At 72.2% G+C, this 20783-nt stretch carries 20 protein-coding genes; 7 read left to right on the plus strand and 13 right to left on the minus strand.

The window, feature by feature from the left end; all coding sequences use genetic code 11:
• The first annotated feature begins 117 nt into the window (after positions 1-117).
• Positions 118-1809, plus strand: coding sequence for a phenylacetic acid degradation protein PaaN (gene paaN, locus ACIF83_RS39090; protein WP_399734433.1), 1692 nt, complete (start codon positions 118-120; stop codon positions 1807-1809).
• Here paaN and ACIF83_RS39095 read toward each other — a convergent pair.
• Genes ACIF83_RS39095 through ACIF83_RS39105 form a run of 3 tightly spaced genes read right to left on the minus strand, consistent with a single transcriptional unit; the run spans position 1806 to position 4590 of the window.
• On the minus strand, positions 1806-2561 hold the full coding sequence (locus ACIF83_RS39095) for a TrmH family RNA methyltransferase (RefSeq protein ID WP_393475021.1): 756 nt from the start codon (positions 2559-2561) through the stop codon (positions 1806-1808). The genes paaN and ACIF83_RS39095 overlap by 4 nt on opposite strands.
• Complete coding sequence (locus ACIF83_RS39100; protein WP_399734437.1) at positions 2558-3778, minus strand: HTTM domain-containing protein; 1221 nt, start codon at positions 3776-3778, stop codon at positions 2558-2560. Before ACIF83_RS39100 ends, ACIF83_RS39095 begins: the two co-directional genes overlap by 4 nt.
• The gene (locus ACIF83_RS39105) at positions 3775-4590 is read right to left on the minus strand and encodes a DUF5819 family protein (RefSeq protein ID WP_399734440.1); all 816 of its coding nucleotides are present in this window, start codon (positions 4588-4590) and stop codon (positions 3775-3777) included. Before ACIF83_RS39105 ends, ACIF83_RS39100 begins: the two co-directional genes overlap by 4 nt.
• Positions 4591-4897: 307 nt before the next feature.
• Between ACIF83_RS39105 and paaA the strand changes: the two genes are divergently transcribed.
• The 6 genes from paaA to ACIF83_RS39135 all read left to right on the plus strand — a co-directional run bounded on the left by paaA (position 4898) and on the right by ACIF83_RS39135 (position 9742).
• Entirely contained in the window at positions 4898-5899 is a 1002-nt protein-coding gene (gene paaA, locus ACIF83_RS39110; protein WP_393475012.1) for a 1,2-phenylacetyl-CoA epoxidase subunit PaaA, read from the plus strand.
• A complete protein-coding gene (paaB, locus tag ACIF83_RS39115; protein WP_094218582.1) occupies positions 5896-6183 on the plus strand; it encodes a 1,2-phenylacetyl-CoA epoxidase subunit PaaB in 288 nt (95 codons plus the stop codon). The genes paaA and paaB overlap by 4 nt, the downstream gene beginning before the upstream one ends.
• A complete protein-coding gene (gene paaC, locus ACIF83_RS39120) occupies positions 6180-6899 on the plus strand; it encodes a 1,2-phenylacetyl-CoA epoxidase subunit PaaC (protein WP_399734444.1) in 720 nt (239 codons plus the stop codon). Before paaB ends, paaC begins: the two co-directional genes overlap by 4 nt.
• A complete protein-coding gene (gene paaD / locus ACIF83_RS39125) occupies positions 6893-7420 on the plus strand; it encodes a 1,2-phenylacetyl-CoA epoxidase subunit PaaD (protein ID WP_393475006.1) in 528 nt (175 codons plus the stop codon). Before paaC ends, paaD begins: the two co-directional genes overlap by 7 nt.
• Complete coding sequence (locus tag ACIF83_RS39130; RefSeq protein WP_399734447.1) at positions 7420-8484, plus strand: 2Fe-2S iron-sulfur cluster-binding protein; 1065 nt, start codon at positions 7420-7422, stop codon at positions 8482-8484. Before paaD ends, ACIF83_RS39130 begins: the two co-directional genes overlap by 1 nt.
• A gap of 124 nt (positions 8485-8608) precedes the next feature.
• Positions 8609-9742, plus strand: coding sequence for an acyl-CoA dehydrogenase family protein (locus ACIF83_RS39135; protein ID WP_399734450.1), 1134 nt, complete (start codon positions 8609-8611; stop codon positions 9740-9742).
• 18 nt (positions 9743-9760) lie between these two features.
• On the opposite strand, the gene ACIF83_RS39140 is transcribed toward ACIF83_RS39135, so the two are convergent.
• The 10 genes from ACIF83_RS39140 to ACIF83_RS39185 form a co-directional block, all read right to left on the minus strand.
• Entirely contained in the window at positions 9761-10090 is a 330-nt protein-coding gene (locus ACIF83_RS39140; protein ID WP_393475393.1) for a rhodanese-like domain-containing protein, read from the minus strand.
• A 49-nt stretch (positions 10091-10139) separates the two neighbouring features.
• Positions 10140-10952, minus strand: coding sequence for a hypothetical protein (locus ACIF83_RS39145; protein WP_393474998.1), 813 nt, complete (start codon positions 10950-10952; stop codon positions 10140-10142).
• 49 nt (positions 10953-11001) lie between these two features.
• Positions 11002-11478 carry a hypothetical protein gene (locus ACIF83_RS39150; protein WP_393474995.1) on the minus strand — a complete coding sequence of 159 codons (477 nt, stop codon included), beginning with the start codon at positions 11476-11478 and terminating at the stop codon, positions 11002-11004.
• A gap of 40 nt (positions 11479-11518) precedes the next feature.
• Positions 11519-12952 (minus strand): DUF2252 domain-containing protein, encoded by a 1434-nt coding sequence (locus tag ACIF83_RS39155; RefSeq protein ID WP_399734455.1) that lies wholly within the window; start codon positions 12950-12952, stop codon positions 11519-11521.
• A 458-nt stretch (positions 12953-13410) separates the two neighbouring features.
• Positions 13411-14844 (minus strand): FAD-dependent monooxygenase, encoded by a 1434-nt coding sequence (locus ACIF83_RS39160; protein WP_399734458.1) that lies wholly within the window; start codon positions 14842-14844, stop codon positions 13411-13413.
• A 52-nt stretch (positions 14845-14896) separates the two neighbouring features.
• The gene (locus ACIF83_RS39165; protein WP_399734461.1) at positions 14897-15925 is read right to left on the minus strand and encodes a methyltransferase; all 1029 of its coding nucleotides are present in this window, start codon (positions 15923-15925) and stop codon (positions 14897-14899) included.
• Positions 15922-16908: an NAD-dependent epimerase/dehydratase family protein gene (locus tag ACIF83_RS39170; RefSeq protein WP_399734464.1), complete on the minus strand. Its 987-nt coding sequence runs from the start codon at positions 16906-16908 to the stop codon at positions 15922-15924. Before ACIF83_RS39170 ends, ACIF83_RS39165 begins: the two co-directional genes overlap by 4 nt.
• A gap of 18 nt (positions 16909-16926) precedes the next feature.
• The gene (locus ACIF83_RS39175; RefSeq protein ID WP_399734467.1) at positions 16927-19701 is read right to left on the minus strand and encodes an AMP-binding protein; all 2775 of its coding nucleotides are present in this window, start codon (positions 19699-19701) and stop codon (positions 16927-16929) included.
• A gap of 68 nt (positions 19702-19769) precedes the next feature.
• Positions 19770-20171, minus strand: a complete 402-nt coding sequence (locus tag ACIF83_RS39180; protein WP_393474981.1) for a cobalamin B12-binding domain-containing protein — start codon at positions 20169-20171, stop codon at positions 19770-19772.
• A 24-nt stretch (positions 20172-20195) separates the two neighbouring features.
• Positions 20196-20783, minus strand: a 588-nt coding sequence (locus tag ACIF83_RS39185) for a methylmalonyl-CoA mutase family protein (protein WP_399734470.1), incomplete at its 5' end; no start/stop codon positions are given.

Consider the following 20783-nt stretch of genomic DNA (forward strand, 5'->3'; position numbering starts at 1 on the left):
CCCCCTTGTCCCGACCGATCGTTCGGTTACTCTAGCTCTGACCGCCTTTTCCCGCCTCTGTTTCCACCCAGGTCATGAACTCGACGATGAGTTCTCCAGACGAGGAGTTGGTCCCGCATGGCCGCCGAACTGACCGCGCACGAGCTGATCGCGAAGCACCGGCCCACTCTCGACCAGGCTCTGGAAGCGATCCGCACGCGCGCGTACTGGTCCCCGCATCCCGAGCATCCGAAGGCTTACGGCGAGCACGGCAGCCTGGACGCGGCAGCGGGCAAGGCCGCCTTCGACGCCCTCCTCGGCTCCCGCATCGACCTCGGCCAGCCCGGCACCGACGACTGGGTCGGCGGCGAGGTCTCGCCGTACGGCATCGAGCTGGGCGTGACCTACCCGCACGCGGACGTCGACGTGCTGCTGCCCGCGATGAAGGCCGGACAGCGCGCCTGGCGGGACGCGGGTGCGGAGACCCGTGCGGTGGTCTGTCTGGAGATTTTGAAGCGGATCAGCGACCGGACGCACGAGTTCGCGCACGCGGTCATGCACACCAGCGGACAGGCCTTCATGATGGCGTTCCAGGCGGGCGGCCCGCACGCCCAGGACCGCGGCCTGGAAGCGGTGGCGTACGCGTACGTGGAGCAGGTCCGCACGCCCGAGACGGCCGAGTGGACCAAGCCGCAGGGCAAGCGCGACCCGCTGGCGCTGACCAAGCGGTTCACGCCGGTCCCGCGCGGCATCGGCCTGGTCATCGGCTGCAACACCTTCCCGACCTGGAACGGCTACCCGGGCCTGTTCGCCTCCCTGGCGACCGGCAACGCGGTCCTGGTCAAGCCCCACCCGCGCGCGGTGCTGCCGCTCGCGCTGACCGTGCAGGTCGCCCGGCAGGTCCTCACCGAGGCGGGCTTCGACCCGAACCTGGTCGCGCTCGCCGCCGAGCGCCCCGGCGAGGGCATCGCCAAGACGCTCGCCACCCGCCCCGAGATGCGGATCATCGACTACACCGGCTCGACGTCCTTCGGCGACTGGCTGGAGGCCAACGCCCGCCAGGCGCAGGTCTACACGGAGAAGGCCGGCGTCAACACGGTCGTCGTGGAGTCGACGGACAACTACAAGGGCATGCTGTCCAACCTGGCCTTCTCGCTGTCCCTGTACAGCGGCCAGATGTGCACCACCCCGCAGAACCTGCTCGTCCCGCGCGACGGCATCCGCACCGACGAGGGCCCCAAGACCTTCGACGAGGTCGCCGCCGACCTCGCCCGCGCGGTAGACGGTCTGCTCGGCGACGACGCCCGGGCCAACGCCCTGCTGGGCGCGATCGTCAACCCGGACGTCAAGGCCCGCCTGGAGGCGGCGGCCGGCCTCGGTGAGGTCGCCCTGGCCTCGCGCGAGATCAGCAACCCGGAGTTCCCGGGCGCGGTCGTCCGCACCCCGGTGATCGTCAAGCTGGACGGCGCCAAGCCGGACGACGAGGCCGCCTACATGAGCGAGTGCTTCGGCCCCGTCTCCTTCGCCGTCGCGGTCGACTCGGTGACCGACGCGGTCGAGCTGCTGCGCCGCACGGTCCGCGACAAGGGCGCCATGACGGTCGGCGCCTACACCACCGATCAGGACGTCGCGCAGGCCGTCGAGGAGGTCTGCCTGGAGGAGGCCGCCCAGCTGTCCCTCAACCTGATCGGCGGGGTGTACGTGAACCAGACGGCCGCCTTCTCCGACTTCCACGGCTCGGGCGGCAACCCGGCGGCGAACGCGGCCCTCACCGACGGCGCGTTCGTGGCCAACCGCTTCCGGGTGGTGGAGGTCCGCCGGGAGGCCTAGGAAGCCGTGGGTGCGCCCCCGGTGGCACTCCAGTGGTACAGCGTCATGGCCACGCTGGTGGCCAGGTTGTAGCTGGAGACCTGGGGGCGCATCGGCAGTGCCAGCAGGTGATCGGCACGCGCGCGCAGCTCGGCCGACAGGCCGCTGCGCTCCGACCCGAAGGCGAGCACGGCGTCGTCCGGCAGCTTGGTGCCTCGGATGTCGTCGCCCTCGGGGTCGAGGGCGAACAGCGGCCCGGCGGGCAGCTCCTCGACCTCGAGCCGCTCCACGGCGGTCGCGAAGTGCAGCCCCGCTCCGCCGCGCACCACGGTGGGGTGCCAGGGGTCGAGGGTGCCCGTGGTGACCACTCCGGTCGCGCCGAAACCGGCGGCCAGCCGGATCACGGCCCCGGCGTTGCCGAGGTTGCGCGGGTTGTCGAGGACCACGATCGGCGCGGTGCGGGGCGTGTGGGCGAGCGCCCGCAGATTGGCCTCGCGGGGCGGCCGTACGGCCAGGGCGGCCACGCCCGTCGGATGGGGGCGTGGCACGAGCGAGGCGTACGTCTCCTGCGGCACCTCTGTCAGGAGCGCGTCCAGCGTGTCCCTGACGTCCCCGGCCAGTTCCTCGGCGAGAGCGAGCGTCGCCCGCCGGTCGGTGGTGACCGCGACCGGCACCTCCGCGCCGAAGCGCAGCGCGTGCTTGAGGGCGTGGAAGCCGTCGAGCAGCACGGAGCCGCCGGCGCGTTCGCGCCACCGGGTCACGGGGTCGGTCATGCCGTGAACCCTACGCGTCCCGGCGTGCTGTCCTCCGGGGTGCGCTGCGTCGGCAGCGTACGGTCGCCGCCGTCGCCGCGGCGTCCCAGCTGTCCCCACGCGCGTGCCGCCCAGCCGCCGAGCAGCAGCAGGAAGGACGTCGGCAGGAAGACTGCGTCCGCGGTGATCATCGCCAGCGAGAAGAACGGCAGGCCGAGGACGACCGCGATCACGGCGTGCTCGGTCATCATCAACACCAGCAGGACGTTCTTGACCCGCCGGTTGAACAGCGTGAACGGGAAGGCGACCTGCACCATGACCGTCGCGTAGGCCACGATCATCATGATCGTGCCGCTGGAGGACATCAGGTCGGCAAGACCCGGCCAGGGCGAGAAGTAGTCGAGGTGGAGCGGGTAGTAGACGGCGGTGCCGTCCTGCCAGCGCGATCCCTGGATCTTGTACCAGCCGGCGGTGGCGTAGATCAGGCAGGCTTCCGCCATGATCACGACCAGCGCGCCGTTGTGCAGGATGTTGGCGATCACGTCCAGCAGGATCCGCGGCTCCTGCGACCTCGCCCAGCGCTGTATCGCCCACCACAGGCCGAGGCCCACCCACGCCGTCCACAGCAGCGCGGGCACCAGCCAGCCGCTGTCGAACCGGCCGGCCAGCGTCGCCCCGCCGAGCGCGAGCCCGAGGACCGCCCACAGCGCGGGTCCCACACGGTCGGGACGGACCTGTTCACCACGGGCGCGTGCCGCCTCGTTGCGGGCCGCCCGGCGCGCGTCCAGCGACCACACCTGGGCGCAGCGCGTGAACACCAGGTAGATGGACATCAGGTGCAGGACGTTGTCGCCGCCGTCACCTACGAAGACGCTCCGGTTCTGCAGCGACAGCACACCGACCATGAACAGCACGGAGGCGGTCCGGGTGCGCCAGCCCAGCAGCAGGGCCGCGCTGGCGAGGATCGCCAGCAGGTAGAAGGTCTCGAACCAGGCCTGTCCGTCGGACCACATCAGGGCGGTGAAGGCGTGGTTGTCGGAGATCAGCTGCTGGGCGAGGTCCCAGCCCCAGGGGCCGTCCGGACCGTACAGCTCCTGGCGGTGGGGGAACTCGCGCAGCAGGAACAGCAGCCAGGTCGCGGCGAAGCCGATGCGGACGACGGCGCTCTGGTACGGGCCGAGCGCCGACTCGGTGACGCGGGCGATGCCGCGCGAGAGCGTCAGGGAGAGTCGGTTCACCGCACACCTCCGGCGGCCTCGTCGGAGGTCACCGTCCACCACGGCAGCAGCCGGTACACGGGCTTGTCGGAGATCTTCTCGCGGCTCCACTCGGGCGGCTGCACATTGGTGGTGCTGGAGCGGACCTGCACGCGCTGGATGACGCCCTCCCTGCTGATCGGGTCGGTCCGGTACATGCGCATCACCACGATGCGGCGCACGTACTGCTCGGAGAGCGCGCCGCGCATGCCCACGGGCCGGTTGTCGGTGCCGTGCGTGGCGACGAAGAAGTCCCAGCCGCGGCGCAGCTCGTTCTGCTCGGTGTGGCTGGGCACCAGGCTGCCGTCGATGGCGGCGCCGTCCTGGGCGGAGAGGTCGGTCCAGCCGGTGGTGCGCAGGCTGCCGTCCTTCATCCGCACCTCGGCGCGCACCTGGACGGCGATGTTCTGCTGCAGCGGGTTCGGGGCGAACAGCTTCCAGTTCTGCTCGAACTCCGGGTACACCCACTCCTCTATCGCCTTGCCGTGCTGCTTGGTCACCGTGTTCGCCGGCGCGAGGCTCAGGAAGACCATGCCCAGATGCACACAGGCGGCGACGGCCACGATCGCGAGCGCCACCGCGGCACCGACCTGGTAGCGGGGGGAGAGGGCCGCGACGCCGGTGCGGGGTGCGGGGGACAGAGAGTCGGGAGCCGGGGAGCCGCCGGGGTCGCCGGGGTCGCCGGAAGCCTCCGGCGCGGGATCCCCGTGGTGTTCGGGGTCCGGTGGGCGACGCGCCCCGGTCGACCCGTCGGGCCCGCGCAGGGCCTGCGAGTCCTCGTCGTACGCGTCCATTCCGCCCCGTCCCCCGCTCCACTCGGCCGTCCCGGCACCGCCACAGGCGCCGCGTGCTTCCCGAGCGCCACTCCTCGACACTCGCACGGAACGGTACTCAGCACCGGCCGTTCGGCGCAGCCCCGGGTACGGGCCGGATCAGTGGCTCTCGCCACGCCGTGCCGTCCGCCCACGGTTATCCACAGGTGGCGCACGAGGTTTTCCACAGCGGTTGACACCCGCAGCGGCCCGGCACACCATTGATTGCGCACGGACCGAACGATCGGTCGGGACATGTTCCAGGAAAGCCCGAGGTCAGGGGGAACGCATGGCCACAGCAGCCGCGCACCGCACGGAAGCGGACGGCGCACGGACCGTCGCCGACGACACGGCGGAGTACGAGCGCGCCTTCGACGCGGCCGTGGCCGCCGACGAACGCATCGAGCCCCGCGACTGGATGCCCGAGGCCTACCGCGCGACCCTGGTCCGGCAGATCGCCCAGCACGCGCACTCCGAGATCATCGGCATGCAGCCGGAGGCCAACTGGATCACCCGCGCGCCGAGCCTGCGCCGCAAGGCGATCCTGATGGCCAAGGTCCAGGACGAGGCCGGCCACGGCCTGTACCTGTACAGCGCGGCCGAGACCCTCGGCACCAGCCGTGACGAGCTGCTCGACAAGCTGCACAGCGGCCGCCAGAAATACTCCTCGATCTTCAACTACCCCACCCTGACCTGGGCCGACGTCGGCGCGATCGGCTGGCTGGTGGACGGCGCCGCGATCACCAACCAGGTCCCCCTGTGCCGCTGCTCCTACGGACCGTACGCGCGCGCCATGGTGCGGATCTGCAAGGAGGAGTCCTTCCACCAGCGCCAGGGGTACGAGCTGCTGCTGGCCCTCAGCAAGGGCACCGAGGAGCAGCACGCGATGGCACAGGACGCGGTGGACCGCTGGTGGTGGCCCTCGCTGATGATGTTCGGCCCGCCCGACGACGAGTCGCAGCACTCCGCGCAGTCCATGGAGTGGAAGATCAAGCGCCACTCGAACGACGAACTGCGCCAGCGCTTCGTCGACATCTGTGTCCCGCAGGCCGAATCCCTGGGCCTGACCCTCCCCGACCCGGACCTGCGGTGGAACGAGGAGCGGGGGCACCACGACTTCGGCACGATCGACTGGACGGAGTTCTGGGAGGTCCTCAAGGGCAACGGCCCCTGCAACGAGCAGCGGATCACCCAGCGCAGAAACGCCCACGACGAGGGCGCATGGGTAAGGGAAGCAGCCGCGGCCTACGCGGCCAAGCACACCGGTGAGACGGGAGCGAAGCAGGCATGACCAACACCGACTGGCCCCTGTGGGAGGTCTTCGTGCGCTCCAGGCGCGGCCTCTCCCACACCCACGCCGGCAGCCTGCACGCACCGGACGCGGAGCTGGCCCTGCGCAACGCCCGCGACCTGTACACCCGGCGCGGCGAGGGCGTCTCGATCTGGGTCGTCCCGGCCGCCGCCATCACCGCGTCCTCGCCCGACGAGAAGGACCCGTTCTTCGAGCCGGCCGCCGACAAGCCCTACCGGCACCCGACCTTCTACGAGATCCCGGAAGGGGTGAAGCACCTGTGACCGCGACCGTCACCACGACTGCCGCCCTCGCCCTCGGCGACGACGCCCTGGTGCTCTCCCACCGCCTGGGGGAGTGGGCCGGGCACGCCCCCGTCCTGGAGGAGGAGGTCGCCCTCGCCAACATCGCCCTCGACCTGCTCGGCCAGGCCCGCGTACTGCTCTCGACGGCCGGCGACGAGGACGAGCTGGCCTACCTGCGCGAGGAGCGTTCCTTCCGCAACCTCCAGCTCGTCGAGCAGCCCAACGGCGACTTCGCGCACACCATCGCCCGCCAGCTGTACTTCTCCACCTACCAGCAGCTGCTCTACACCGAACTGGCCGCGACCGACGGCCCCTTCGCACCGCTGGCCGCGAAGGCCGTCAAGGAGGTCGCCTACCACCGCGACCACGCCGAGCTGTGGACGCTGCGGCTCGGCGACGGCACCGAGACGAGCCGGGAGCGGATGCAGCGGGCCTGCGAGGCGCTGTGGCGGTTCACCGGGGAGATGTTCCAGCCGGTGGAGGGCCTGGACGCCGACTGGGCGGGCATGGAGTCCCAGTGGCTCCGGTCCATGACGGACGTCCTCGGCCGGGCCACCCTGACCGTCCCCGGGGGGCCGCGCACCGGCGCGTGGTCGGCGGGCGCCGGCCGGCAGGGCCTGCACACCGAGTCGTTCGGGCGGATGCTCGCCGAGATGCAGCACCTGCACCGCAGCCACCCGGGGGCGTCATGGTGATCGCCACCGCCCTGGAGGCGGAGCTGCTGGAGCTGGCCGGCTCGGTGCCCGACCCCGAGCTGCCCGTGCTCACGCTCCAGGAGCTGGGCGTGGTGCGCGCGGTGCACATCAGCGGTGCGGACTCGGTCGAGGTCGACCTGACCCCGACCTACACCGGCTGCCCCGCCATCGAGGCGATGAGCGTGGACATCGAGCGGGTGCTGCGCGCCCACGGCGTGCGCGAGGTCACCGTCCGTACGGTGCTCACCCCCGCCTGGTCGACCGACGACATCACCCCCGAAGGCCGCCGCAAACTCCAGGAGTTCGGCATCGCTCCCCCGCGCGTGCGCCACGACTCCGGGCCGGTGGCGCTGACCCTGGGCGCGACCCGCACGCTCACCGAGGACACCGACCCGGTGTGCTGCCCGCACTGCGGATCCGCGGAGACCGAGCTGCTGAGCCGGTTCTCCTCCACCGCCTGCAAGGCGCTGCGCCGCTGCCTGTCCTGCCGTGAACCGTTCGACCACTTCAAGGAGCTGTGATGGCACGCTTCCACCCGCTCCCGGTGGCCGCGGTCGACCGGCTCACCGACGACTCCGTCGCGCTCACCCTCACCGTCCCGCCCGAGCTGCGCGAGGAGTACCGGCACGCACCGGGCCAGCACCTCGCCCTGCGGCGGCGCGAGGACGGCGTCGAGATACGGCGGACGTACTCGATCTGCTCCCCGGCCCCCGGCCCGGCCCGTGAGGGCCCGGCCACGCTGCGGGTGGGCGTGCGGCTGGTCGAGGGCGGCGCCTTCTCGACGTACGCGCTGAAGGAGGTGAACGTCGGCGACGAGCTGGAGGTGATGACCCCGGCCGGACGCTTCACCCTCGAACCGGCACCGGGCCTGTACGCGGCGATCGTCGGCGGCAGCGGCATCACCCCCGTGCTGTCGATCGTCTCCACGCTGCTGGCGCGTGAGCCCGAGGCCCGGTTCTGCCTGATACGCAGCGACCGTACGGCCGCGTCGACGATGTTCCTGGAGGAGGCCGCCGACCTGAAGGACCGCTACCCGGAGCGGCTGCAGCTGGTGACCGTGCTCTCCCGCGAGGAGCAGCAGGCGGGCCTGCCCTCCGGCCGGCTCGACCGGGAGCGGCTCACGGGGCTGCTGCCGGCGCTGCTGCCGGTGGACCAGGTGGCGGGATGGTTCCTGTGCGGGCCGTTCGGGCTGGTCGAGGGCGCGGAGAAGGCACTGCGCGAGCTGGGCGTGGACCGGGCCCGCATCCACCAGGAGATCTTCCACGTGGACGCGGGGGCGGCCCCGGCGGCCGGTGTGCAGGTGCCCGCGCACAGCACCGTCACCGCCCGGCTCGACGGACGCGGCGGCACCTGGCCGGTCCAGGACGGCGAGTCCCTGCTGGAGACGGTGCTGCGCAACCGTCCCGACGCGCCCTACGCCTGCAAGGGCGGGGTGTGCGGAACCTGCCGGGCCTTCCTGGTCTCGGGCGAGGTGCGCATGGACCGCAACTTCGCGCTGGAGGCGGAGGAGACGGACGCCGGATATGTGCTGGCCTGCCAGTCGCATCCGCTCACGGAGAAGGTGGAGCTGGACTTCGACCGCTGAGGCGTGCCTCGGAGGCGGCTCCCTCCCCGTTCCCTTCTTCTAGAACCTGTTCTATCTTGACGGCCCGTCAGACGAATGCGTCGGACGAACCGTCAGATGACCGGACCCGCCGGGAGGACAGGCCGTGGACTTCACCTTCAGCGAGGAGCAGTTGGCGGCGGCCGAGGCGGCGCGGGGGGTGTTCGCCGGGGTGGCGCCGGACGCGGTGCCCAGTCCGGCGCTCACCACCGGTGCCGTGGCCGAGGGCTTCGACCGGGCGCTGTGGTCCCGGCTGGCCGGCGCGGACCTGACCGGCCTGCTGCTGGACGAGCGGTACGGCGGGGCAGGGCTCGACGCCGTCGCGCTGTGCCTGGTGCTGCGCGAGTCCGCCGGGGTGCTCGCCCGGGTGCCGCTGCTGGAGCACAGCGCGGCGGCCGCGGCCGTACAGGCCTACGGCGCGAAGGAGTTGGGGGAGCGGCTGCTGGCCGGGGCGGTGCGCGGTGAGTCGGTGCTGACCGTCGCCGCGCACGGCCGTACCGGACACGACCCGGCGGGGCTCGCCGTCACCGCGCGGCGGGACGGGCCGGCCTGGGTGCTCGATGGGGTACAGACGGCGGTGCCATGCGCGTACGACGCGGACCTCGTCCTCGTGCCGGCGCACACCGAGGCCGACCGGACGGTGCTCGCGGTGGTGCCGTGCGCGCAGGACGGGCTGGTGCTCGCGGAGCAGTTCTCCACCAGCGGGGAGCGGCTGGCCGAGCTGCGGCTGCGGTCCGTGCGGGTCGGGGCGGGTGACGTGATCGAGGCCGACGGTGCCTGGGAGTGGCTGCACGCGCTGCTGGCCACCGGCACCTGTGCGCTGGCCCTCGGTCTGGGCGAGCGCGTGCTGAGGATGACCGCGGAGTACACCGGCAAGCGGGAACAGTTCGGCCATCCGATCGCGACCTTCCAGGCGGTCGCCGTCCAGGCAGCCGACCGGTACATCGATCTGCGCGCCATGGAGGCCACCCTGTGGCAGGCGGCCTGGCGGATCGCCTCGGGCGCACCGGGGGCGCTGCCCGCCGCCGGAGACGTCGCCGTGGCGAAGATCTGGGCGGCGGAGGGCGTGCGCCGTGTGGTGCAGACGGCGCAGCACCTGCACGGCGGGTTCGGCGCGGACACCGACTACCCGCTGCACCGGTACCACGCCTGGGCCAAGCAGCTGGAGCTGGCGCTGGGCCCGGCGGCGGCGTACGAGGAGACGCTCGGGGACCTGCTGGCGGCCCACCCGCTCAGCTGACCGCGCCCGACGGGAGGGTCAGACCACCACGCCGGGTGCCCCGGCGTCGGTGACCACCGGGCGGCCCGTGGCCTCCCAGACCTGCATGCCGCCGGCCACGTTCACGGCGTCGACGCCCTGCCGGCCCAGGTACATCGCGACCTGGGCGGAGCGGCCGCCGGAGCGGCAGATCACGTGGATGCGGCCGTCCTGCGGGGCGGCCTCGGTCAGCTCGCCGTACCGGGCGACGAACTCGCTCATGGGGATGTGCAGCGCCCCCGCGGCGTGGCCCGCCTCCCACTCCTCGTCCTCGCGGACGTCCAGCAGGAAGTCGTCGTCCTTGAGGTCCGTGACCTCGACCGTGGGCACAACAGCTCCGAAACTCATGTCCCCGACGCTACCCGACCGACGCCGGGGTTCACTCCTGCCCCTGCAGGCCCGCGAGCGTGGACTCCCGCTGTTCGATGTCGGCGCGGAGGCGGGCGGCGATCTCTTCGAGGAGGGCGTCGGGGTCGTCGGGGGCCAGGCGCAGCATGCCGGCGATCGCGCCGTCCTCGAGTTCGCGGGCGATCAGCGTGAGCAGCTCCTTGCGCTGGGTGAGCCACTCGAGGCGGGCGTACAGCTCCTCGGCGGGGCTGGGGCGCCGCTCGGGCGGTACCGGGCCCGCCGCCCACTCCGCGGCCAGTTCGGCGAGGAGGATCTCGTCGCCGCGGGCGTAGGCGGCGTTGACGCGGGTGATGAACTCCTCGCGCCGCTGCCGTTCCGCTTCCTCCTGGGCGAGGTCGGGGTGGGCCTTGCGGGCGAGGTCGCGGTAGAGCTTGCGGGCCTCTTCGCTGGGCCGTACCCGCTCGGGGGGCCGTACCGCCTGGTCGGTGAGCATGGCGGCGGCCTCCGGGAACAGGCCGTTGCCGTCCATCCAGCCGTGCAGCAGTTCCTCGACGCCGGGGATGGGCAGCACGTGGGCGCGTGCTTCCTCCGCCCGGCGGATGTCCTCGGGATCGCCGGTGCGGGCGGCCTTCGCCTCGGCGATCAGCGCGTCCAGCTCCTCGATGCGGGTGTAGAGCGGGCCGAGCCTCTGTTCGTGCAGCCGGGAGAAGTTCTCGACCTCGACGCGGAACGTCTCCACTGCGATCTCGTACTCGATCAACGCCTGCTCGGCGGCCCGCACGGCCTGTTCCAGCCGTTCCTCGGGCCGCGGTGCCTGGGACTGCTCAGCTTCCGGGGTCGTCACCCGACCAGCGTAGGCCACGGCCGAAACCTGTCGCCGAAGACGCCCCGGCTCAGCCGGCCGGTGGTGCGTCCGGGCAGTCGGCCGGTACCCACTCGGCCTCCAGGTCCCGGCAGGCGACCACGAGCGTGCCGGGCCGGCAGGCCAGCTCGTGGGTGCAGCCGCCGGGGTGCGGCAGGATCTCGTCGAGGATCACGTCGCCGAGGGAGGCGGGGTCGCAGACGCCCAGGACGTCCGACTGGAAACGGGAGACGCCGGTGTAGCGGACGAGGAGGTCCTCGTCGTGCTTGAAGCAGTTGTGCCGGAAGCGGATCTCGACGTCCCCGTCGCCGGTGCGGCGCACCCGCTCGGGCCGGAGGTCCTTCACACAGCGCTTGCCGCCGAAGTCGTAGTGCCCGGGGTCGGTGGCGAACGCGCGGGCGCCCGGCGGCAGTTCGGCCGCGAGCGCGGGCAGCCGGTCGAGGTAGGGGCGGGGGTCGACGAACCCCGGGTACCCGTCCTCGTCGTCGGTCAGCTCGACGTACCTCACCGCACCACCACCTCGGCCCTCGTCCTCCCCGTCCCCGCCGTCACACGCCCATCTCGGCCGCGATCCGCCCGGACCGCACCGCCGCCACCAGTTCGGCGTGGTCCGCCTCGGTGCGGTCGGCGTAGGCGACGGCGAAGTCGGCCATCGCCTCGTCCAGCTCCTCGTTCTTGCCGCAGTAGCCGGCGATCAGGCGCGGGTCTGCGCTGTGGGCGTGGGCGCGGGCCAGCAGGGCGCCGGTCATCCGGCCGTAGTCGTCGACCTGGTCGGCGGCGAGCGCGGCCGGGTCGACGCTGCCCTTGCGGTTGCGGAACTGGCGTACCTGGTAGGGCCGCCCGTCGACCGTCGTCCAGCCGAGCAGGATGTCGCTGACCACCTGCATCCGCTTCTGGCCGAGGACCACCCGGCGTCCCTCGTGCTCCACCGGCGCCGCCTCGAAGCCTGCCGTGGCCAGGTGCGGGACCAGCGCGGACGGGCGGGCCTCCTTCACCTGGAGCACCAGCGGCTGCCCTCGGTGGTCCAGGAGAAGCACCACGTAGGACCGGGTGCCCACGCTGCCGGTGCCGACGACCCGGAAGGCGACGTCGTGCACAGCGTGCCGGGCCAGCAGGGGCAGCCGGTCCTCGGAGAGCGTCGCCACGTACGGCTCCAGGGCCGCGGCCACCGCGGCCGCCTCGGCGTCCGGGATCCGGCGCAGCACCGGGGGCGCGTCGACGAAGCGGCGTCCGCCGTCGGCCACCTCCTCGGTCGACTTCGCCGCGAACCGGCCGCTGGTGTTGGCCCGTGCCTTCTCGGAGACCCGCTCCAGGGTGCCGAGCAGGTCGTGGGCGTCGGTGTGGGAGACCAGCTCCTCGTCCGCGATCGCGTTCCAGGCGTCCAGCACCGACAGCTTGGCCAGCAGCCGCATGGTGCGCCGGTAGGCGCCGGCCGCGTCGTTGGCCGCCTTGCGGCAGGTGTCCTCGTCGGCGCCCGCCTCGCGCCCGGCCAGCACCAGTGAGGCGGCGAGCCGCTTCAGGTCCCACTCCCAGGGGCCGTGCACGGTCTCGTCGAAGTCGTTGAGGTCGATGACCAGGCCGCCGCGGGCGTCGCCGTACAGGCCGAAGTTGGCCGCGTGCGCGTCGCCGCATATCTGGGCGCCGATCCTGGTCATGGGGGTGCGCGCGAGGTCGTGGGCCATGAGTCCGGCCGAGCCGCGCAGGAAGGCGAACGGCGTGGCCGCCATCCGGCCCACGCGTATCGGCGTCAGCTCGGGGATGCGGCCGGCGTTGGACTCCTCGACCGCGGTGACCGCGTCCGGGCGGGCGCCGTCCAGGTCCAGGGTGCGGTGTGCGCTGCGCGGCACGCTCGTCCGCAGTGCCTTGCCCTCCGCCTTGGGCGAGCCCTGGGGCGGCCACTCGGCGAACCCGCGCATTCGGGGCAGCCGGGGTACCGCCGTCTGCTCGGCCGATTCCGCCACTCCCGCACCGCTCTCGGTCACCGCGACCGCCTCCCCCACAGACACCACACGCGTGCTGGCACGCGGATCAGCTCGAACATCAACTCGTGCAGACGGTACAACCGGTGGCCGAAACGCGTCACACCCTGTGGACAACTCGGTACCTGTGGAGAACCCCGTAACCCTCCGGCACCCCGGCGCACCAGCACCCCGGCACCCCGGCACCCCGGCGCCCGCCGGTGCGTGACCTCCGCCGGAGGCCGGTCGAGCTTGCTCGTCCTCGCCCCCCCCCGGCCGCCGAGGCACCTGCCGGACCCGGCAGGCACGCCCGGCGGACACCGTCGGCACGCCCGGCGGACGCACGTCGACACACCCGGCAGACGCGCGTCGACACACCCGGCGAACGCCATCGGCGCACCCGGCAGACGCACGTCGACACACCCGGCGGACATCGTCACGGCCGACGGCGCAGACCGAGCGCGGCGCAGCCCGAGCGCGGCTCAGTCCGCCGCCACCGGCCACCGCTCCAGCTCCGCGCGCAGCCCCTCGCTGTCCAGGCCGTCGGCGGCCCAGGCGATGTGGCCGTCCGGGCGGACCAGGAGCGTGGTGCGCAGGTTCCCGGCGGGGGCGGCGAGCTGCAGCCACCGCGTCTCCGGCACCGGCCGGTCCCGGGTGATCAGCACGAAGCGGCCGGCGCGCAGCACGTCGTACAGCCGCTGTCCACCCGCGAGCCGCAGGTCGGGTACCCGGCGGCCGGTGAGCCGGTGGCTGCCGCGCGGCGCCGGGTAGGAGATGCCGATGCCGGAGAGCAGCCGCTCCCCCAGCAAGGTGGCCGAGCTGAGCCTGGAGACCGCGGGCATGACGAGGCCGCGCAGCCGGCCCACGCGGCTGCTGCGGCGGGTGCCCAGCACGCCCCGGGTGATGGCGCCGGAGATCCGCAGCGCCTGCTTCCCGACGGGGTGGCGCTCCTGCTCGTAGGAGTCGAGCAGCGCTTCCCCGGCCCGGCCCCGGACCACCGCGGCCAGCTTCCAGCCCAGGTTGGCGGCGTCCTGCAGCCCCGTGTTCATACCCATGCCGCCGGCCGGCGAGTGCACGTGCGCGGCGTCGCCCGCGAGCAGCACGCGGCCCTCGCGGTAGCGCACGGCCTGCCGCTCGTCGCTGTGGAAGCGGGAGATCCAGCGCGGGTCGTGCATGCCGTAGTCGGAGCCGAGCACCCGGCGCAGCTGCTCGGCCAGCTCCTCGGCCACCACCGGCGCGTCGTCGGACCGCTCGTCCCCGGCGACCCAGCCGATCGCCCGGTACCAACCGTCGCCGAAGGGCACCAGGGAGGCGAAGCCGTGCTCGTTCGCGTTGGTGGTCACCGCGTCGACGGGTACGTCCTTGAGCCGGACGTCGGCCAGCATCACCGACCGCACCACGGACCGGCCCGGGAAGTCGATCCCGGTGAGCCCCCGCACGGCGCTGCGCACCCCGTCGCACCCGACCAGGTACCGGGCACTGAAACTGCCCGGGCCGGCCGTCTCCACCTCGACGGCGTCGACCCGTTGCCGCACCGCGACCACCTCGGCACCGCGCACGATCCGCACCCCGGCGGCGAGCGCACGCCGCTCCAGCAGCGCCTCGACGTTGTACTGCGGGGTGATCAGCACGAACGGGAAGCGGGTGCGCAGCCGGTGCAGGTGCAGTTCGAGTTTTCCGAAGACCCCGACCACGGGAGCGGTCCTGCCGAGGGCGACCAGTTCGTCGGCGAGGCCGCGGGCGTCGAGCACCTCCAGGGTGCGGGCGTGCACCGCGAAGGCGCGGGTCATGTTGGCGTCGGCGTGCTCACGCCGTTCCAGCAGGGTGACCCGCACCCCGGCGGTGGCCAGGTCCCCGGCCAGCAGCAGGCCGGTGGGCCCGGCCCCCACCACCAGTACGTCGGCGGCCTCGGTCATGTGGACTTCACACCCTTCTCTCGCTCCGTCGGTCCGACTGCGGCAGCCGCCGCTACGCGGGCGTCACGGCCTCGATCATGTGCTGGTAGGAGTTGACCGGCCGCACGTCCCGGACGACGAGACCCGCCTGCTCCACGAGCCCGACCAGTCCCTGCCGGGTGTGCTTGCGGCCGCCCACGGTGAGGAGCATCCGCAGATCCATCGCGGTGCTGAACTTCTGCCCCGGGCCGTCGTCGACGAGGTTCTCCACGATGATCACCCGGGCGCCGGGGCGGGCCGTCTTCATGACATTGCCGAGCACGACGAGGGCGTCCTCGTCGTTCATGCCCAGGATGTTCTTGAAGACGTACGCGTCGACGTCGGCCGGGACCTCCTCGCGGCAGTCGCCGGACAGCAGCCGTACCCGCTCGGCGAGCGCCCCGCCGGCGAGCAGCCGCGCGTCGGCGCCCGCGATCACGTCGGGCCGGTCGAACAGGATCCCCCGGACGTCGGGGTGGTGCTCCAGCAGCGAGGCCAGCAGGAAGCCCTGTCCGCCGCCGATGTCGGCGACGGTGCGGGCGCCGTCCAGCGGAAGAACGCCGGCGACGGCCGTGGCGGACTGCTTGCTCGCCTGGGTCATCGCGCGGTCGAACACCTCCGCGGACCGAGGCCAGGCGGTGTGCACATGGTCGAAGAACTCCCGGCCGTGCAGGTCGACGAACACGTCCCTGCCGGTGCGGACCGACTCGTCCAGGCGGCCCCACAGCTCCCAGGTCCACGGCTCGGTCATCCACAGCACGAGCTGGTCGAGGCTGTCCGGAGCGTCCGTGCGCAGCAGCCGCGAGACCTCCGTGTGGCCGAAGCGGCCCTCGGCGTCCTCGGCGAAGACCTCGTAGCAGGTGAGCGAGCGCAGCAGGCGCCGCAGCGCGTCCGGGTCGGCGCCGACCGACGCGGCGAGGTCGTCCGCCGTCGCCGGGGTGTCACCGAGGGCGTCGGCGAGGCCGAGCTTCACGGCCGCGCGCAGCGAGGCCGCGCAGCTGGCGCTCAGTGCGCGCTCCAGCAGCCCCAGCACCTGCGGTTCGGTGGACGTTTCACTGGTCACGGGTGGAACACCTCTCTCTTGGAGCCGGCCACGGCCTCGGGGCCGGCTGTGACGGTGCCGGGAAAGTGCGCTTCCAGGGCCTGCCGGACCCCGTCGCGCCAGGACCTCTCGCAGTCGCCGACGAGGCTCCTGCGGCGTGTGTCGTCGTACGCGACGACCGCGCGGGTGGCGTCGCTCGGCACGAAGTCGACGGGTACGCCGGTGAGTTCGGAGACGTACGCCATGAGGTCCCGCACGCCGACGACCTCGTCCCCTCCCCAGTTCACGACGGTCGCCGGTGCCGCGGCCGCGGCCCACAGCCGGGGCACGTGCCGGGCGATGTCGTCGGTGTGGATCGGGGAGCAGTAGTGCTGCCCGTCGTGCGGGACGGCGATCGGTTTCCCGGCGAGCATCAGCCGGTGGAAGATGACCGGGAGCCCGCCGTGCCCATGGGGACCGTAGGCGACGTTGAGCCGTGCGATGGTGGTGGGCAGGCCGAGCGTCACGGCGAGCGCCCGTACCGCGCCCTCGGTGGCCAGCTTGCCGACCGGGTACGTCGGCAGGAACGCCGACTCGGTGCCCAGCGGGTCGGTCTCGGTGTACCGGTGGTCGAGCGCCTGGGGCGCGTAGAGCGCGCTGGTGGAGACGAACAGGAAGGCTTCCGCGGCGCGGCAGTGCGTCATCAGGCGGCCGGTGGCGACGGAGTTCACCGCCACCACCTCCTCGAAGTCGCCTTCGCCGCGTTCGACCGCCGCGTGCAGCACATGGGTGAAGTCGTCGGGGACCCCGTCGAGTCCGTCCCCGGCCATGTCCCAGCGCCGGGTCCGTATCCCCCGGTCCTGGAGCCGGCGTTCCGGCTCCGGGTCCGAGAAGCGCCCGAGACACCACACCTCGTTGTGCTCCGCGAGGGTCTCGGCCGCGGTGCGGGCCACCAGGCCGGTCGCCCCGGTGATCAGGATCTTCTTCCCCGTCGGCAACGGCGTGTGCGTCGAAGTGCTGTCCATCCGAGAGTCGTTCCTCTCCTAGTTGCCGGACAGCGCCCGGTCGAGTTCGGCGCGCAGGATCGACTGGAAGACGGCCACGTGCCTGGGGCCCATGAGGGTGTAGTGCTCGCCGGGCACGTCGATGTACCGGGGCGCCTCGCGGGTGAAGTCCTCCCAGCGCCGCAGCTCGTTGTTCAGCCAGTCCTGCTTGGTGCCGCGCAGCGGAACGGCGTAGAAGACGCTCATCGCGGCGACGCTGCCGGAGGGGTGGTAGGTCCGGCCGAGGCCGGTGAGGCCGTCGGCGAGGTCCGCCCAGGCGGTGAACCGCTCCAGATCCAGGTCGAGTTCGGCGAGCCGCTCCGGGGGAGCGATGTCGATCAGGTGGGCGAGCTGTTCCCGCTTGCCCAGCGGGCGCAGTTCGGCGGGCAGGGTCTTCGCCTGCTGCTTGGAGATCAGGTCGAGGAACATCGCCAGGTTGACCGCGGTCTCGACGAAGTCGAGTTCGTCCATGCGGTACTTGATGTGCGGGGGCAGGTTGAAGCTGCCGAGGAAGTCGACGCGCTCGCCCTCCGCCTCCAGCAGCTTGGCCACCTCGAAGGCCACCGCCGCGCCGAAGGAGTACCCGGCGATCGCGTACGGGCCGTGCGGCTGCTTGGAGCGGATCGCGTCCACGTAGGTGCGCGCCATCTCGTCGAAGCTCTCGAACGGCTTCTCTCCCGGGTTGAACCCGCGCGCCCGCAGGGCGTAGAAGGGCCGCTCGTGGACGAAGTACTTCGCCAGGTTGACGAAGACGAGCACCTCACCGACCCCGGGGTGGACACAGAACAGGGGTGTCTTGTCCCCGCTGGTCTGCAGCGGGACGACCGGGTCGTACGGGGCGGGCTCCCCGCTGCGGCCTGCCTCGATGCGTGCGGCCAGTTCGCGGATGCTGGGCGAGGTGAGGATCGCGAGGACGGGAAGCTCGGCGCCGGCGAAGCGCTGGGTGATCAGGCTCTTGAGGCGCAGGATGTCCAGTGACGTCCCGCCCAGGTCGAAGAAACTGGCCGTGGCGCTGATCGTGGACGGGTCGGTCTCGAAGAGGTCGCCGTACAGCTCCGCGAGAGTCTCCTCGACCGCGCCCTCGGGGGCTGCATGGCCGCCGAGCTGTCGCGTCACCAACTCCCCTACGGCGTGCAGATGTTCGGCGTAGTCACCGGACTCCAGTCGGCGGCGCATGAGCGAGCGCGGGATCTTGCCCAGGCTGGTCTTCGGGAAGGCGTCCTTGGGAAGCGGCAGCAGCAGCGCCGGGCGGAAGCCCCAGTGCAGTACGACGCTGTTCCTGATCGCGACGAGCAGGCGGTGCAGCGCCGCCTCGTCGCGGGCCACGTCGGGGGTGACGGCGAACGCGACCGCCAGCTGCTCGGTGTCGCCGCCCTGCGGACGGGTCGGGAACGCGGCGACGAAGGACTTCTCGACACCTTCGAGGTCGTGGAGCACGGACTCGAGGTCGTGGCTGTAGTAGTTGACGCCGTTGACGATGATGCTGTCCTTGCTGCGCCCCACGAGGGTCAGCCGGCCGTCGGCGAGCCGGCCGAGGTCACCGGTCCGGAACCAGCCGTCCGCCGTGAACGCGGCGTCGGTCGCCTCCTTGTTGTTCCAGTACCCACCGGTGATCATCGGGCCCGAGAGCTGCACCTCGCCGACCTCGCCGTCGGCGAGAGGGGTGTCGCCGCCCTCTGCCGCGACCCGGATCCGGAGCCCGCCGACCGGGCGCCCGACCGCCGCGAACTCGGCCCCGAGGTCGGCGTCGGGGAACTCCCGGTTGTAGATGCTGCCGGCGCAGGTCTCGGTCATCCCGAAGGCGGGCCACAGGGCCCCGCGGCGCAGCCCGTACGGGGCCAGCCGGTCGAGGAAGCCGACGCCGGTGGCGACCGGGTTGGCCTCACCGCCGGAGACGATGTGCCGCAGGCGGGACAGGTCCAGGGACGGTGGGGACGACAGCTGGTCGATGGTCTTGTTGATCAGCCCCAGCAGGAAGTTGGGGGTGAACGTCATCGTCACCCCGTGGGCGTCGATCAGTTCGAGGAAGTGCATCGGATCGGCCAGCACCGACTCCGGCGAGGCCTGCAGCTGCACGGCCCCGACGGACAGCGGCAGCAGGTGTGCCTCGAGCAGCGCGGCGACGTGGTCGTAGGAGATCCAGTTGAGCGTCACGTCGTCCGAGGTGAGCGACTGCGTCCCGGCCTTCGCGGCCATGGAGGCCAGCAGGTTGCCGTGCGTGAGCCGGACCGCCTTGGCGGCGCCGGTGGATCCGGAGGTGAGCACCAGCAGCGCGACGTCGTCCGGACCGGCGGCGGTCGTCTCGACCGTGCCCGCGTCCGTGCCGGCCGCGTCCGCCGCCAGGTCCTCGAACGTGGCGACCGCCAGACCCTCGACAGCGGGCAGTTCCGCACGGGTCCGGCTGTCGGTGACCACGAGCGGGCCTTCGAGCAGGGTGTCGACGTGGCTCAACTGCGCGGACCAACGCTGCGGGTCGTTCCGGGTGGGGACCAGCGGGCAGACGGTGAATCCGCCGAGCAGGCAGGCCCAGAAGGCCGGGATGAAGTCCTCGGGCCGCTCCAGCAACAGCGCCACGACCCGGTCCCGGCGAACCCCGGCCTTCCGCAGGGAGCCGAGCAGCCGGAGCGACTCGTCGAGGAGATGCGGATAGGTCCGGAGCGTGAAGTCGAGTGTCCGCTCTCCCGAGCGGTAACGCACCCCGTGCTCCGGGAACTCCGCCGCGGCCCTCACCAGCAGGCCGCCGAGACCGGCGTTCGTCTCCTGGCTTGTTGTCATCGTGCCCCTCCCTCGAAATAGCCCTTGAACACTGCGAATGGGCGGACGCCCATGCCGGCCGGCCGAATTCAGGCCGCAGCGGCGATGTTCTGGTTCACCCAGTCGGCGATCTCCAGGACGGGGGCTCCGGGAGTGAAAAGTGCGGCCACGCCCATCTCCCGGAGGAGCGGAATGTCGGCGTCGGGGATGATGCCGCCGCCGAACACCGTGATGTCCCGTGCGTCCGCCTCGCCGAGAAGTCGGAGAACTTCCGCGAAGAGCGTCATGTGCGCGCCGGAGAGCACCGAAAGGCCGATACCGTCGGCGTCTTCCTGGAGGGCGGTGTCCACGATCTGGCGCGGGGTCTGGTGAAGACCCGTGTAGACGACTTCGATTCCCGCGTCCCGCAATGCACGGGCGATGACCTTCGCTCCACGGTCGTGCCCGTCCAGGCCGGGCTTGGCGATCACGACGCGAATCGGTGTACCCATGAATTCCCCCGTGTTCTTGTTTCCTTATGCGCCGGGGATGTAGGTGCCCCAGACCTCGCGCAGGGCGTCGCACACCTCGCCGACGGTGGCGCGGGCGCGCAGCGCGTCCTTCATCGGATGGAGAACGTTGTCGTCGCCCTCGGCCGCCTTCCTCAGCCGGGCGAGGGCGTCGTCGACCTCGCTCCGCGTCCGCCGGGCCCGCAGCTCCGCGAGCCGTTCGGCCTGCTGGGCCTCGATGGCGGGGTCGACGCGGAGCGGCTCGTACGGCTCCTCCTCGTCGAGCTGGAAGCGGTTGACGCCCACGACCACCCGCTCGCCGGCGTCGGTCTCCTGGGCGATGCGATAGGCGGAGTTCTCGATCTCGTTCTTCTGGAAGCCGCGCTCGATGGCGTCGACCGCGCCGCCCAGCTCCTCGACCTTCGCCATCAGCTCCAGCACCGCGGCCTCGACGTCGTCGGTCATCTTCTCGACCACATACGAACCCGCGAACGGGTCGACGGTGGCGGTGAGATCCGTTTCGTACGCGAGGACCTGCTGGGTGCGCAGGGCGAGCCGGGCCGCCTTGTCCGTCGGGAGCGCGATCGCCTCGTCGAAGGAGTTGGTGTGCAGCGA

Origin of the sequence: Streptomyces sp. NPDC085866, assembly GCF_044541035.1 — a bacterium.
Lineage (GTDB): Bacteria > Actinomycetota > Actinomycetes > Streptomycetales > Streptomycetaceae > Streptomyces.

What these genes read in the sequence shown, in the direction of transcription:
- ACIF83_RS39160 (WP_399734458.1), bottom strand. Translation starts at nt 14,844, where the DNA reads ATGACCGAGGCCGCCGACGTACTGGTGGTGGGGGCCGGGCCCACCGGC.
- ACIF83_RS39105 (WP_399734440.1), bottom strand. Translation starts at nt 4,590, where the DNA reads ATGGACGCGTACGACGAGGACTCGCAGGCCCTGCGCGGGCCCGACGGG.
- paaA (WP_393475012.1), top strand. Translation starts at nt 4,898, where the DNA reads ATGGCCACAGCAGCCGCGCACCGCACGGAAGCGGACGGCGCACGGACC.
- paaN (WP_399734433.1), top strand. Translation starts at nt 118, where the DNA reads ATGGCCGCCGAACTGACCGCGCACGAGCTGATCGCGAAGCACCGGCCC.
- ACIF83_RS39130 (WP_399734447.1), top strand. Translation starts at nt 7,420, where the DNA reads ATGGCACGCTTCCACCCGCTCCCGGTGGCCGCGGTCGACCGGCTCACC.
- ACIF83_RS39170 (WP_399734464.1), bottom strand. Translation starts at nt 16,908, where the DNA reads ATGGACAGCACTTCGACGCACACGCCGTTGCCGACGGGGAAGAAGATC.
- ACIF83_RS39175 (WP_399734467.1), bottom strand. Translation starts at nt 19,701, where the DNA reads ATGACAACAAGCCAGGAGACGAACGCCGGTCTCGGCGGCCTGCTGGTG.
- ACIF83_RS39095 (WP_393475021.1), bottom strand. Translation starts at nt 2,561, where the DNA reads ATGACCGACCCCGTGACCCGGTGGCGCGAACGCGCCGGCGGCTCCGTG.
- ACIF83_RS39180 (WP_393474981.1), bottom strand. Translation starts at nt 20,171, where the DNA reads ATGGGTACACCGATTCGCGTCGTGATCGCCAAGCCCGGCCTGGACGGG.
- paaD (WP_393475006.1), top strand. Translation starts at nt 6,893, where the DNA reads ATGGTGATCGCCACCGCCCTGGAGGCGGAGCTGCTGGAGCTGGCCGGC.
- paaB (WP_094218582.1), top strand. Translation starts at nt 5,896, where the DNA reads ATGACCAACACCGACTGGCCCCTGTGGGAGGTCTTCGTGCGCTCCAGG.